10 protein-coding genes are annotated in these 14,988 nt (G+C 46.9%); 8 read left to right on the top strand and 2 right to left on the bottom strand.

Features of this window, described 5'->3' with window-relative positions; translation table 11 throughout:
- The first annotated feature begins 18 nt into the window (after positions 1-18).
- The 6 genes from ACSR9A_RS26750 to ACSR9A_RS26725 all read left to right on the top strand — a co-directional run bounded on the left by ACSR9A_RS26750 (position 19) and on the right by ACSR9A_RS26725 (position 5,546).
- Positions 19-474, top strand: a complete 456-nt coding sequence (locus ACSR9A_RS26750) for an SRPBCC family protein (RefSeq protein ID WP_473761032.1) — start codon at positions 19-21, stop codon at positions 472-474.
- A gap of 31 nt (positions 475-505) precedes the next feature.
- A complete protein-coding gene (locus ACSR9A_RS26745; protein WP_473761030.1) occupies positions 506-952 on the top strand; it encodes an oxidoreductase in 447 nt (148 codons plus the stop codon).
- Between the two features lie 172 nt (positions 953-1,124).
- On the top strand, positions 1,125-1,553 hold the full coding sequence (locus ACSR9A_RS26740) for a hypothetical protein (RefSeq protein ID WP_341279144.1): 429 nt from the start codon (positions 1,125-1,127) through the stop codon (positions 1,551-1,553).
- A gap of 115 nt (positions 1,554-1,668) precedes the next feature.
- A complete protein-coding gene (locus tag ACSR9A_RS26735; RefSeq protein WP_473761027.1) occupies positions 1,669-2,040 on the top strand; it encodes a hypothetical protein in 372 nt (123 codons plus the stop codon).
- Between the two features lie 509 nt (positions 2,041-2,549).
- Complete coding sequence (locus ACSR9A_RS26730; RefSeq protein ID WP_473761024.1) at positions 2,550-3,767, top strand: glycoside hydrolase family 5 protein; 1,218 nt, start codon at positions 2,550-2,552, stop codon at positions 3,765-3,767.
- A 288-nt stretch (positions 3,768-4,055) separates the two neighbouring features.
- The gene (locus ACSR9A_RS26725) at positions 4,056-5,546 is read left to right on the top strand and encodes an RtcB family protein (RefSeq protein ID WP_473761023.1); all 1,491 of its coding nucleotides are present in this window, start codon (positions 4,056-4,058) and stop codon (positions 5,544-5,546) included.
- Between the two features lie 120 nt (positions 5,547-5,666).
- Here the strand turns inward: ACSR9A_RS26725 and ACSR9A_RS26720 are convergent, their stop codons facing one another.
- Positions 5,667-7,607, bottom strand: coding sequence for an acyltransferase family protein (locus ACSR9A_RS26720; protein WP_473761020.1), 1,941 nt, complete (start codon positions 7,605-7,607; stop codon positions 5,667-5,669).
- 248 nt (positions 7,608-7,855) lie between these two features.
- Here ACSR9A_RS26720 and ACSR9A_RS26715 point away from each other — a divergent pair, with 248 nt between their 5' ends.
- Both ACSR9A_RS26715 and ACSR9A_RS26710 read left to right on the top strand, forming a co-directional pair.
- The gene (locus tag ACSR9A_RS26715) at positions 7,856-9,001 is read left to right on the top strand and encodes a WD40/YVTN/BNR-like repeat-containing protein (RefSeq protein ID WP_473761018.1); all 1,146 of its coding nucleotides are present in this window, start codon (positions 7,856-7,858) and stop codon (positions 8,999-9,001) included.
- A 280-nt stretch (positions 9,002-9,281) separates the two neighbouring features.
- On the top strand, positions 9,282-14,387 hold the full coding sequence (locus ACSR9A_RS26710) for an S-layer homology domain-containing protein (protein ID WP_473761016.1): 5,106 nt from the start codon (positions 9,282-9,284) through the stop codon (positions 14,385-14,387).
- Positions 14,388-14,474: 87 nt separating this feature from the next.
- Here ACSR9A_RS26710 and ACSR9A_RS26705 read toward each other — a convergent pair whose 3' ends face one another.
- The gene (locus tag ACSR9A_RS26705; RefSeq protein ID WP_473761014.1) at positions 14,475-14,897 is read right to left on the bottom strand and encodes a DUF4395 domain-containing protein; all 423 of its coding nucleotides are present in this window, start codon (positions 14,895-14,897) and stop codon (positions 14,475-14,477) included.
- Positions 14,898-14,988: the final 91 nt, after the last annotated feature.

Genomic DNA, 14,988 nt, shown 5'->3' with positions numbered 1-14,988 from the left:
ATGAAGGGCGGAAATCATTTGATTACGGTTAAGACTCAGATTGAGATCTCTGCACCTATTCAGGTTTGTTTTGACTTAGCAAGAGATATAGACGTACACACAAAAACAGTCTGGAAACACACAAAAGAAAAAGCCATCATGGGAGCTGCCTCAGAACCGATCGGCTTAGGTCAAATCGTAACTTTTGAAGCCACTCATTTCTTAGTAAGGCAAAGGCTGACCTCGAAAATGACGAAATATCAGGAGCCTTTTTTATTTGTCGATGACATGCAAAAGGGAGCGTTTAAAAGCTTAAGGCATGTGCACGAATTCAAACAACTAGGGGATAAGACTATAATGACGGATACGCTGTATTTTGAAGCCCCATTTGGATTAATTGGAAAAGCAGTTGAAAGACTTATACTTAAAAAATATATGAAAAAGTTTTTAGAGCATCGAAATCAACAATTAAAAATATGGATCGAAGAACGTTAGGCGAAATCACTGTCAGTAACAAGGAGAAAACATGAAAACAATAAATGACCTGCAAACGAGACCATCAAGTCGCTTTGATGAATATGATCCTGATCAGGATGGAAATAAAAACACGAAATTCGCTGATTTCATTATTGATGGCAGATCGATTTATCAAATGCTCAAAAAGCATGATATGGTTCCAACTCTAGGGTGGGGTAGCGAAGAGAATCAAAGACAAATGATTGATTATTTTCTATTGAAAAAACAACATGATTATATGTATTCTAGATACCCCATACTAGTCTGCCCTTGGTGCGGGGATGAAGAATGTGGCTTTATCTCCGTTAGAATCGAAAGGGAAGATGATATTGTTATATGGAGAGACTTCAGGAAAGAGCCGGACAATCAACGTATTCAACTAGGGCCTTATTATTTCAAGTGGGATAACTATGAGAATGTCATTAATGATACTTTTGGGACTGCAGGAATTCAATAATATGAAAGCTATAAGCAAATATAAATGAATAGTAAAGGTTAGTTCTAATAAGGATTTCCGTCGTAAAATACTATATCCATGTTGCGCGGCATCAACCACTTGGTGTGCCGAGGTATTTAGCGGACATTTAATTAGAAGGCATCTTTCACAGGTTTCAGAAAGAATGTGTGAAATGAATTCTTATCTTTATGGTGAGATTATACCAAGTATAAGTATTGGTAAGTATCGTCTTGGTATTAAACTAAATGAACTTTTGAAAGAGATAGATGTTGAATATACCTTAAAGAAAAGCAGAAGTAATACGTTTACTCATGTAGTTGATATCAAGGGAATGTCATTTTTCTTTGATTTTTCAACAGAAATACTTATTCAGATTACAGTTTCATCAGGTTATAAAGGAAAATACAAAGGGTTAATTGGAATAGGATCAATTTTAATAGAATATAAGGAACAATTATTATATCAACTAGATGAAGATGATAATGACTGCGGTTTGTTTATACCTGATGTACCCGGTATATGGATACAAACTGCAAAATGGGGTGACAATAGCGCACCTATCGAATTAATTAGTGTAAACAAGATACGTAAGAATTACTGATAGCTGATCCATTTCGATCCACACATCAGCTATCAAGCAGGATTAAGATGAGGTTTTGATGAGATAATCATACCAGAATCGATTGTTTTGATATACTCGTAGGAAGGTGATTGCTATGTGCAGATACGCCATGTATGGTCCCTATAAAGATATCTATGCCTGTTTCAGCTGTAGAAAAGTATTCAAGCAAACATCTGATCAAGAACTAAGCAAAGCCGAAATAGGGAATAGGGATTATAAATGTCCGCAATGCAGCGAAATTATGAAGGATATGGGGCATGACTTTCAAGCTCCTAAAAAAGACGATATTAAGCAATGGATGAAAGTAGAAATTTTATATCGTAATGGATTTACTTATCATTCTTGTGGTTGTGGCGTAGGTTATAGACCAGCAGCTGTATCCGAAGTGGAACAATTTTTGGAGAAAAATAGAGTGTTTCAGTCCGCTGGAGAAGCGTTATTAAACCGTCTAACGATGAAGCAATAATTTATATGGAGATGAGGTAGGGACACTATTGATCAACGAATTAAAACAATGGGCGATTTAATATGACATTGAAAAGACAACTCTTGCTAGCTTTTGGATATGCTTTAACAACTATATTGAAGAAGAGCCAATATTCTTGAATAAGGGTAGTTTTATGCGTCTACCAGATTTAATCAAAATAATATATTCAAAAAGCAGAAGGTCCTATTCATACAGGGGTTTCTGCTTTTTGGTTTATATGAGGACTTTACTTGCGTTATCACGAGTCGCATATGCTATTAAAATGATTGAGAATATATTGCCTTATTTTCCAATAATATGTTATTGTGTTGAGGGGGAGACGGATGATTCCTTTGGTTGATTATGCTTGCAAATGTCGATCCTTGATTACAACGCAAGCTAGATTGGTGAAGAAGGGAGGCGTGGGATTCTTGTATCGTTAACTATGAGTAATCATGGTAACGGTTCTGTTTGTTGCACGGCCAAATAACCTTAGCGGAGGTTTAGACATGCTCGCAAAAATGAAGAAATACGGCGTTTGCAGTTTAGCTTTTTTCTTGCTGACTACCATAGTTTTTACGGGATGGAGCGCTCAGGCATCGGCAGCAACACCAATTACATCCGATTTCAGGTCATTGCAGGCTTCGCAAATCGTTTCCGAAATGGGTGCAGGATGGAACTTGGGCAATCAGCTTGAGGCGACGGTGAATGGTACACCAAGCGAGACAGCCTGGGGCAATCCGGTCATTACAGCAGCGCTGATAAAAAAGGTGAAGGCAGCAGGCTTTAAAACGATTCGCATCCCCGTCTCCTACTTGAATCATATTGGAAGCGCTCCCAACTATACGATTAATTCCGCCTGGCTGGACCGAGTGAAAACGGTCGTTGACTATGCCTACAATGAAGGTCTATATGTTGTTATTAATATTCATGGCGATGGCTATAATTCCATCCAAGGTGGATGGTTGCTGGTCAATAGCGGAAATCAGGCTTCCATCAAGGAGAAATACCAGCGTGTTTGGCAGCAAATCGCCAACAAGTTTATCAACTATGACGAGCGGCTTATTTTGGAATCGATGAATGAAGTGTTTGACGGTACTTATGGGAATCCAAATTCGGCCTACTACGCTAATCTTAACGCATACAATCAAATCTTCGTGGATACGGTCAGGAAGACTGGGGGCAATAACAGTGCCAGATGGTTGCTGATTCCAGGCTGGAATACGAATATTGACCATACCGTTGGCAATTATGGCTTTGTCCTCCCAACGGACACGTATAGGTCCTCTACAATCCCTATCTCGGAGAAAAGAATCATGATTTCCGTACACTATTATTCCCCTTGGGATTTTGCAGGCGAGGAAAACGGAAATATTACGCAATGGGGAGCCACTGCGACGAATCCTTCCAAAAGGTCTACTTGGGGACAGGAGGATTACCTGAACGCACAGCTAAGTTCCGTGTATAATAAGTTTGTGACTCAAGGCTACCCTGCTGTAATTGGCGAATTTGGCGCGATTGACAAGACTGCAAATGATTCCACAAACAATTTGTACCGCGCAGCATTCGCCAAAGCCGTTACATCAACCGCCAAGAGATACAAAATGGTTCCTGTATACTGGGATAACGGCCACAATGGCCATCACGGATTTGCGCTGTTCAATCGTTCCAACAACACCGTAACACAGCAAGGCATTATTAATGCAATTATGCAAGGCATCCAATAATTGCTCATTAGATTGCATCGATGAAATCGGCGTGTTCCTTGCAAAAAGGAGCGCGTCGTTTTTTTTAGAAATTGTTAGGATGGACGATATAACCTTTTAGACGTTAAAATGGAAAATGTACCTATCATACGGCTTTAATTATGCTGTATCCCATACTCCAATTGTATATCGAGCAAATCAAATAGATCAACAACGAAAGGGTGAGCAGCCATGTTATGCATTTCTGTCGAAAACATTCAAACGCTCAATCATAAAAATAAACGAACAAAAGAAAAGGATGGTTCTTGATTGGAAATTAAAAATAGCAGTAATGTACCTATACGATTTTTCATTAATGACGAAATTAAGCTTGAAAAAAATGCGTTGGCAGAGCTGGACCAGCTCCTGACGGTGAATGAATCGGTCGAAACACTGAAGCGGCACCAACCCGGCTATTTTTCCAATGCGGATGCCAAGATCGAAGAGGTTTCGATCACGCCGGACTTCCATAAAGGAAGCGGCATCCCGATAGGCACGACCCTCCTGACAAAAGGCTTCGTCATACCCCAAGCTGTAGGCAATGACATTAACTGCGGCATGCGGCTGTACACGACTTCGCTTCAGGAGGACGACATTCGTTCCAATCTGAAAAAAATCGAAGCGGACATTCGCCACATTTTCTTCGAAGGCGGACGCAATATCCCGATGACAAGGTCGCAGCGCGAAGCGATTTTCAAAGAAGGCTTAACGGGTGTTTTGGCATCGCAGCAAGGGAGCAGTCGCGAAGGTCTATGGGGTTTTTACGATGCGAATCAGCAAGAGCAAGACCTTGCCAGAGTAAACCGCTCTGGCTCGTTCTTTGCCGACGAAGTAGACGGACTGGATAGCTTTCTAGGCAGCCCGGGGCTTTCCTATGACAGCCAGATTGGCTCGATTGGCGGAGGGAACCATTTTGTAGAGATACAAAAGGTAGTTAATATACGCAACCATGCCTTGGCTAACGAGTGGAATATTAAGAAGGGCCAAGTGGTTGTGATGATTCATACCGGTTCCGTATCGATTGGACATCATGCAGGCCTCCATATAAAAGAAATGCTGAAAGACATTTATCCAGCATCATTAAAGCATCCAAGCAATGGCATCTATGTGCTGCCGCAATCTGAGCAGTATGCGCTGCAATGGAAGCGTTACTGGAATCTCCTTCACAATGCGGCTAATTTTGCTTTTGCGAATCGCTTGTTTTTGGGACTTATGCTGCAAAGAGCATTGCATCAAAGCTTGAAATCGTTCGATTATCAATTGCTGTACGATGCGCCGCATAATTTTGTTTGGGAAGAAACGATCGATGGCAGTGCGGGTTTTATCCACCGCAAAGGGGCCTGCACAGCGAAGTCGGCAGAACAAATGATGAATACGCCTTTTCAATATACGGGGGAGCCTGTATTCATCCCGGGATCGATGGGTGCAAAAAGCTATATTCTTGCAGGACTCGGCAATCGGGAGAGCCTGTTCAGTGCCAGCCACGGCGCGGGCAGAAGTCTTTCCCGAGGCGACTCCATCAAGGTGGATGATGCTTTATTCCGGGAGCTTATTGCCAAGTTTAATGTGGTCACGCCGATTGATCCGAATCGCAACGATATTAAATCGCGGCCGGATATTTTAAAGAAATGGGAAGAGGAATTAAAGAAGGAAGCTCCCTATGCCTACAAGGATATCAATGCCATTATTGAATCCCATGAGGAGCACGGCATGGCCCAAGTCGTAGCGGAAGTAGAACCGATTTTAACGATTAAAGGCTAACCAACCGTGTATAGCTTTAAACCCCAAAAAACCGCCTGTCGAATGTCGAAAGACAATGACAAGCGGTTTCTTGATGTTACAAGATATTGCGCGATGTTGCACGTGCCGCAAACCCAAGCTTTAAATAGCCCGGGCAATCAGTGCCGCCAGCGCTTTCGCTCCTTTAGCTGTCAGATGGACACCATCCTGTGAAAAATAGTCGTCTTTGCCAGAGCTGGCCGTGTGCCAGTCAACGAGAACCATATTTTTGCCCGCTCTGGCTGCTTTGGCTAGAGCATCGTTGACGATTTGCTCCCACGGCCGAGGGACCCTCGTGTTCACCAATATAATTTTTTTATTATTTTTAAGCAGATCAGAAATTCGCGAAAGCTGCTTGCTTGCAAAAGCGCCGTTCGTTCCGAGCTCAATAATAACGGTGTCGCCAAGTGTGCCTTGCTGCTGAAGCTGTTCAAGAATAGGTGGAGCCTCAGACATTTGCCTGCCGATTTGACCATCTACCGCTATGCTGGGAACGAGCTTTTCCAGCTCGCTCTGAATGTCGAGCATGACGGAATCTCCAATTGCGGTCACCTTCGTTTCGGAATGAGAAGGCTGTTCTGCCCCATGCTCTGGCGCCGTCTTGCCCCCGTCCCCACCCGACTCGGTCGGTTTCACTAACGGACTCGGCGTCTGCTCTGGTGCGGCTGATTCTGCTCCCGTCCCAGCACCAGAGCTTCCTTCAACACCGGGCTCCGTCCCCGGAGCTTCGGCATCTCCAGCGGCGTAATTACCCGACGCCTGCACATGTGAGAGCGGCTTATTGCCCCAGATCGAATCTAACCAGTCCATTCGAAGGGCAAACGAAAACGTGACGAATAAGCACACGCTGAAGAAGGCGATAAAGGCTCTTCGATAGGAATGGGCGGCTATCCAGGCGGGGAATTGCCTGCACTGCTTTCTAATGCTTCCGTGACGAAGGGGCTGTTCAACATATTTATAGGATACGGTGGCAAGCACAAGCATCAACACAAGCTGCAAACTTAGGCGCATCATCGAAATTTCACCCGTATCCACAGCCGGACTCGTCAAAATTATGACCGGATAATGCCACAAATAAAGTCCATAGGAACGAACGCCGATAAAACGAAGCGGCGGAATCGATAATAAACGACCGATTCGGCTGGCTGGATGCGCCGCTGTCATAATGAGCAGCATCGATACAAAGGACAGCAGCAGCATGCCTCCAAGATATAAGAAGGGCTGATACTCATTCGTATACCAAAAAGCAAGCAGCGAGATAAGCAGCGCGGTTCCGCCGATTATATCAAGCGTAAGCTTCGCTTCGTTGGAAACGCGTGGTTTGAGCTTATGAAAAGGCCATATTAGAGCGAGCGCAGCCCCGATGAGCAGGCCGAACATGCGCGTATCTGTTCCATAATAAACACGGCTCGGATCACTGTCAGGCTGGTATAGCCATGCCATAGCAGCTGCCGACAATAGTGCCAGTGCGAGTATGCCCAGCAGCAGCGCACGGCGCCGTTTCAAAAAACGAAGACCCGCTAAGAGCATAAGCGGCCACACCAAATAAAACTGTTCTTCTACAGCAAGTGACCATAAATGGCCGAGCGGCGAGGCGGGGCCAAAGCTTTCGAAATAAGAAACATTATGTAAAATAAGCCACCAATTGCTCACATATAGCAGCACACCAGGTAAGTCGGTTAAAAAGGGAGACCAATGCGGAAAAGAAAACAGCAGGGTCGCTGCCCCGGTGACCGTAATCATAAACAGCATGCCGGGAAGCAATCTTTTTGCCCGACGGATCCAAAAAGCTTTCAAATCTATTTTTCCATGTCGTTCTAGCTCATACATTAATATACTAGTGATCAAATAGCCGGATAGGACAAAAAAGATGCCTACACCGAGCAGTCCGCCCGGCATCCATCCGGGATGAAGATGGTACACAATAACCGCAATTACAGCGATTGCCCTGATTCCGTCAAGCCCAGCCCTGTACGTTTTGTTTCCCTGTTGCTCATGTGCACTTCGCGCGATATGTCCTTGTGACTGCTTGCTGTTGTCCATTTTGCCTCTTACCTGCCTATGTCTAATTTTGTTGCGCAACATTTAAATCGAATGAGGGCTGTAACCTTTATTATCATAATGATTATAGAAAAATGCAAAGGATAAATAGTTACAAATCAGTTATTTAAATTGTGTTCTTTTACCATGCAACTATTTAGGGATAAGATTCGTTTTGGTGGATGAAGGGTATTAAGAAGGCAGAGTCAAAATGTTTATTAAACCACCTACGAAGCAGGAGGACATTCATAATGAAAACATCCACACGATCGATCTCCAAAGGGAAAACCATGATGGCAGCAGCGGCTATTGCGATTGGCTTGGCAACGATATTGCCGACAGCTGGGGCAGCGGACGCTACAGCTGGACAGGATTTGTTTAGTGGAAAGCCGGCAGGCGACAGCGCCTACCATTTTAGCGATATTCAATTTTTAAATGCAACGACAGGACGGGCTGCCGGCAATGGCTTTCTCATCGGGACATCTGATTCTGGCTCCCATTGGCAGTCGATATATAAAGGGACATGGCAGTTCACACAGCTCGATTTCATCTCCAATACAACAGGCTGGGCGCTAGCAAAATCTGCGAGCAATGGGCCGAACGCTTTGCTGTATACGACGGATGGCGGAAGCAAGTTTACGAAGCTGCCTACTGGCACCCTTCAACTGCAGCGCATTCATTTTATAGATAAAAATAATGGCTTTGGTTATACGAATGCCTTTGCCTATAAAACGAAGGATGGCGGGAAAAGCTGGGCGAAAATCGCAACCCCGGCAAATACGCGCTATGCGGAGTTTGTAAATGACAAGCAGGGCTGGGCTCTAGTCATCCTGCCGGGTCTCGGCTATAACCTGTCTAGAACGACGGACGGAGGCGTGACCTGGACGACTTCCCTTCATGTGAAGGCAGAAGAGCTGAGCGGTGGCAAAATCGTTGCAGATGGCACTGGGGTATGGGCGCAATTTAATGGTGGAGCGGGCATGTCGCAGCAATCTTATTCGGTATACGCTTCGGCTAACAACGGTGCAAGCTGGCGCAAGGTCATTAGCCAGAGCACAGCGGGCGGTGGCAGCGCGCCTGGAGAAGCAAAGGGACTTGTTTCACAAGGGCCGGCATCACCGGGCGGACATCCGAGCGACCTTGAGCTGGTGGGGGGCACAGCGATTTTGAGCGCGTATTCCCCAGCGGCGCAGCGCATCGGCATTGGACGCTCCTCCAATGGCGGACAAACCTGGTTTGCGCCGTCGGATACGGTCGGTTATGCCAACACCATCTCGTTTACGAGCACCTATGTCGGGTTTATGGCGGACACTAGCCTAAATTCCCCAGCGATTTACAGCACAGTGGATGGCGGGAAAACCTGGTATACCAAACTTGAAATTCCGACTAAGCCATAGGCAGCTTTAGACTATATGCAGCATGAGCAAACTGACAATCTTTCTAACATAGCCGCCTTCAGCACGGGCTAAACGGTCGGCTGCTGTCTGGACAAAATAACCTCTTGGCAAATGGCCAAGAGGTTATTTTGGTGTGCTTCTCTTTTTGATGAAATTCCAATTCAAATATAAATTTACACATTTTAACCATAAATCTGTATTCAACAACTTATGAAAACGCTTTATCATTTGTGAAGAACGTGAACACGCATGCCAATAAAAACAAGGAGGTTTAACTTTCATGGTTTTTTTGCGCAATAAGCTTTTACGAGATGTCATGGCAAGCACGATGGTGCTGTTGCTGTGCTTCTCTGTTGTGTCCCCGGTGTTTGCAAATGATGAGCATACGATTTATACAAATGCGGAGGAAGTTGTAACAGAAGCTGCTGTATCAGAAACGGCTGACCCAACTGCTGAAGAAATGGTCACTGAAGATATAACTCTTGATGAAACAGCTCATGAAGAAGCAACAGCTTCAGCAGTCTCTGCTGGTCTGCTGCTTCATTACAACTTTGATGAAACAGCAGGCAGCACGGTGAAAGACCGCTCTCCGAACGGGAATGACGGCCTATTATCAGGAGGAGTGGCCTTCACGGCAGATGGCAAAATAAACGGAGCCGTTGATTTAAATGGAACGGATGGTTATGTTAAACTGCCCGATGGTGTGCTTTCGTCCACCCATGATATGACCATTGCCACTTGGGTGAAGGCGGACAGCTTGGGAACGTGGGCGCGAGTGTTTGATTTTGGCACCAGTACGACAAATTGGATGTTTCTGACTTTGAAAAATCATTCGGGCGTTGCCCATTTCGCGGCGCTTCCCCAAGGCAACGGTGAAAATGCTTTGGCTGGCCCGGTTTTTCCGGCCTCCAGCTCATGGCAGCATGTAGCGGTTGTCATTTCCGGCAACACGTATACGATGTTTATCAATGGCATTCAAGTGGCCACCGTAAGCAATATGCAAAATGATCCCTCCGAGCTTGGCTTTACGACGAACAATTATATTGGCAAATCCCAGTTTGCGGCTGATCCTTTTTATGATGGCAAAATAGACGATTTCCGCATCTATGACCGAGCTTTGTCTGCAAGTGAGCTTGTCTCACTGGTCGGAGAGGCGTTAAGCGATATCGAAATCATTGCGTATGATAAAAACTGGCTGGAGCTGGGCGATACGACGCAGCAGACGAAGGATCTGTCACTACCGGCGGCGGGCCCTGGAGGAACGGTCATTTCTTGGACTTCTTCTGACCCGGCAACGGTAAGTGCAGAAGGGAAGGTAACGCGTCCGGAAGCGGGACTTGGCGATAAGACGGTCATCCTTACAGCGACGATTGCCAAAGGGGCCGAGCAGGATACAAAGTCCTTTACCATCGTAGTATGGGAGCTGGATTCGGCATCCTATACCTTGAATATTAATGGCAGAGAGGCGGCTCATGAGGTGAGCCCTACGCTATACGGCATATTCTATGAGGATATCAACTATGCGGCGGATGGCGGGTTATATGGTGAATTGGTGCAAAATCGCTCCTTCGAATTCGGCACCTCTTTGTTTGCTTGGAGCAAAGTCGCATATGGCGGTGCTTTGGGCGAGCTCGCCACCGCGACCGACGAGCCGCTGAACGCCAGCAATCCGCGATTTGCGCGCCTGACGATTACGAATGCGGGCAGTGATACGGGAGCAGCGGTTGGGCTAGCGAATGCAGGCTACTCGGGCATAGCTGTTGCCAGCGGCGAAACATATAATTTCAGCGTTTATGCACGGAGCGCAAGCCCTTTGACGAAGCCGCTAGTTGCCCAGCTTAGAGGACAAGACGACGTGGTTTATGGCTCCTGTGAGGTGACGGGCCTTACAGCTGATTGGCAGAAGCTTGGCTGTGCCATTCAAACGAATGCCGCCAGCACGAACGCAAAGCTCGTCGTTATCGGAACGGAGCTGGCGGTTATCGATTTGGATATGGTGTCGCTGTTCCCGGAGAAAACTTGGCAAAACCGCACAAACGGGCTGCGCTACGATCTAGCCGAAATGCTTGACGATTTAAATCCGGGATTTCTTCGTTTTCCAGGCGGCTGTATCGTGGAGGGCGGCTCTCTTGAAAATCGCTACAGATGGAAAAATACAATCGGCGACGTAGCAGAGCGCCAACTCCAGCGGAATCAATGGGCGGCCAATTATTATCAATCGTTCGGCCTCGGCTTTCAGGAATATTTCCAGCTGTCTGAGGATATTGGCGCCGAGCCTTTGCCGATTATTTTTATCGGTCAAGTGTCCTGTCACGGCAATCCGCCGAAAGTGCCAATGAACGAGCTTGGCCCCTATATTCAAGATGCGCTCGATCTCATAGAATACGCGAATGGACCAGTTGATTCTACTTGGGGGGCAGTGCGCGCTGCGAGTGGTCATCCGGAGCCATTTAATATGAAATATCTTGGCGTTGGCAATGAATTGTGGGGCCAGGATTATTTGGACCGGTATGAAGTTTTTTATGATGCGATAAAAGCAAAATATCCCGACATTCAGCTGGTGCTGAGTGCGGGCGCTTTTCCAGAAGATTCGATGTTCCATTATGCTTATGATTGGCTTGGAAGCAATGGCAATAAAGCGGATTTGGTCGATGAGCATATGTATCAGAGCCCGCAGTGGTTTTACAATAATGTCAATCGGTATGACCATTACAGCCGCAGCGGGCCGAAGGTTTTTGTAGGCGAATATGCAGCGCACGGAACGGGCAAAAAAAACAATATGGAAAGCGCCCTCGCCGAAGCGGCATTTATGACGGGGCTTGAACGCAATTCGGATGTTGTGGCGATGTCTTCGTTCGCGCCATTATTTGCAAGGCAAGGCAACACGCAGTGGACGACCGATTTAATCTGGTTTGACAACAGCCAGGCGTATGGGACACCGAACTATTACGTGCAGCAGTTGTTCAGCCGCCATGTCGGTCAGCAGCTTATGCCGTCCCAGCTTCAGAAAAATAAAAGCTATAGCAGCAGCACCGTCCAAGGCTCGATTGCACTCGGCTCTTGGAACACAGCTGTAGAGTATGATGAGGTAACGGTTACGGCTAACGACGGTACGATTTTGCTGCAAAATGATTTCAGCGATCCGTTGACGCTTTCGCAGTGGAGCAGCTTCAAGGGCGCTTGGTCGATTGACAGCGGCGTGCTCAAGCAAACCTCGTCCAGTACAACGGATGCGCGGCTTCTATTGAAGGAAGGCCAGCAATGGAGCAATTACACGCTGCAATTGAAAGCGAAGAAGGCGGCGGGCTCCGAAGGCTTCCTGATCGGATTTGGCGCTAAGGATACCGACAATTATTATTGGTGGAACCTTGGCGGCTGGAACAATACGTTGACCGTCATTGAGCAGGCGGTTGGCGGCACCAAGTCGAACCTCAGCAATTCCTTGAACAGCGGAGTTGAAGCCAATCGTTGGTATGATATTAAAATCGAATTGCAGGGCTCGCTCATCCGCTGTTATTTGGATGGCGTTTTGGTGCATGAGGTCGATCGGGACCCCGGCCCACTGTACAGCGTGACAACGAAGGATGACAAGACAGGTGATCTGATCGTCAAGGTCGTGAATATTGGCGGCAGCGAGCAAACCTCAATCGTAAATGTGGATGCTGATTATATCGACGGCAGCGCTACCGTGATGGAGCTGAAAGCGGCATCGGCGGCGGAGGAAAACTCGTTTGCCACACCGGAAAACGTATTGCCGGAGGTGAAGGAGGTTACCGGATTAGGCCAATCCTTTACGTACGATTTCCCCGCCTATTCGGTCACTGTTTTAAGACTGAGAACGGCGCCTGGAGCGGTCATAACAGCAATAGATCCTATACAGGTCAGAGCGGCTGTAGGAGCAGTACCATTGCTTCCAGCTTCCGTTTCCGTCAGCAGGAGCGATGGCAGCGAGCAAAATGCAAATGTGCAATGGGGAAAAATAGATGAGGAGCAAGTGAGCAAAACAGGCCTTTTCAAGGTGAAAGGCGAGGTGGCCGGCACCTACTTGACGGCGGAGGCAACCGTCATTGTTTCGAAGGTGGATGGGGGTCCAACACCGACTCCTACGCCGACACCGACGCCTGAGCCGTCTGCAAGTGCGACACCAGAGCCGACGCCAAGCAGTACAACGCCGCAGCCGACCGCGAGTGCGACACCGAATCCGACATCTAGCCCTTCGGGCGGTTCGAGCTCATCGCAGCCTACTGCTACGCCTAAGGGATCGGAAGGCGGCAAGCAGTTGGTGGAGTTGGATGAAAATACGGTGAAGGCCGCGCTGGAAAGCGCCATTGATGGGAAAATCAAGCTGAAAATCAATTCAAATGCAGAGGCAAATGAATGGCTAGTAAAAATCCCACTCACGCGATTATTGGAAGCTGCAAGCACAGAGAAAGCTGAGTGGCTCGAAATCGATACGGGCTTTGCCATCGTAACGTTATCCTTGAAATGGCTTGAAAATAATAAAGCCACAGCTCTAAAAAGCTTGAGCCTTACGATTACGAAAGCGGATATTTCCAAGCTGCCTGCTGAGACGCAGCAGCAATTGACTGGCGCAGTCGTTTATGACTTTCAGCTGGAAGTGGATGGGGTGAAGGTCAGCGATTTTGACGGGCGAGAGGATATTGTTGTAGCTATTCCATATTCATTGCAGCCTGGTGAAAATCCGTATCAAATCATTATTTGCTATATTACGGATAGTGGAGCGCTGGAAGCTGTGAAAAATAGCAAATATGATTCATTAAGCGGTAGCGTGGTGTTTAAGTCCAAGCATTTCAGCAAATATGCTGTCGTGTACAAGAAAGTCGGCTTCAAGGATGTAACGAAAGCATGGCAGCAGCAAGCGATTGGTGCGTTGGCTGCCCGCGATATCATCAGCGGGACTGGCGAAAGACAATTTAAACCGGAAGCTGCGGTGACGAGAGCGGAGTTTATCTCCATGCTGATGAATGGACTGGATTTGACGGAGGCGAATGCTCTAACACCGCTGAGTGATGTCCGGCAAGGGACATGGTATTATGACGCCGTGGCCACAGCCTATAAGCTCGGAATCGTTAAAGGAAAATCAGACGGCAGCTTTGGTGTGTATGACAAAATCACGAGACAAGATATGGCGGTCATGGCCTATCAGGCTGCAAAATATGCGGAGCTCGAGTTAGCTAAGGAAGCAGCAGCACCATTTTCAGACGAGAATGCAATTTCGGTATACGCCAAAAAAGGTATTGCTGCCATGCAAGCGGCTGGAATGGTGAGCGGCATGGGCCAAAATGAATTTGCCCCTCAAGCCCAAGCAACACGGGCACAGGCTGCTGTAATGATCTACAAGCTTCTGGGCTTGCAAGTCGAATAACGAAAAAAGGATTTCCGTCCCCTGCTGGAATGCAGTTGGAATGGAGATCCTTTTTTTGCTGCTCTATAGTGCTGCTTGCAGCGGCTGCTAAATGCCGCCTATTTTTCGGCCTGCGCGGAATTGCTTGTACCAGAAATATACGGTGCAGCCTACGCAATAGCCGAGCAGGGCGGCGCTAGCGGCTGCCAGCAGCATAATGGAGAACGCATACGCTGCAATGTCCCAGCCAAACGCTGCGGATGCCAGCGCTAAAGTAAGGAACAGCACAGCCAGCACATTGTTGAAACGCTGCAGCTCAGCCGCTTGCGTCTCCGTGCCTGATCCTTTGAAAATCAGCTTCGCGATCCGTACAAAAAGATTAAGCTTCCCCGCGGAAGCAAGGCCAGCCACTTGAATGATCCATAATATCCCCAATAGCAAGGGCTGATTAAGGACAAAGGAGAGAAGAACAAAAGTAACGATTCCAACCTGGTTCGCTTTAACATAGCGCATAGGCACTTCACGCATCATCGTTCACCTCTAATTCCAATTTACTTACTTGGTATTATTGTATGTGCTAGTTGAAATTTGAGCAACACAAATATTTTGTAGCGTCATCTAA

It is taken from the genome of Paenibacillus sp. R-74696, from assembly GCF_055814915.1.
The sequence above is the reverse complement of the archived record's forward strand: the minus strand, read 5'-3'. Positions and strand labels throughout refer to the sequence as shown.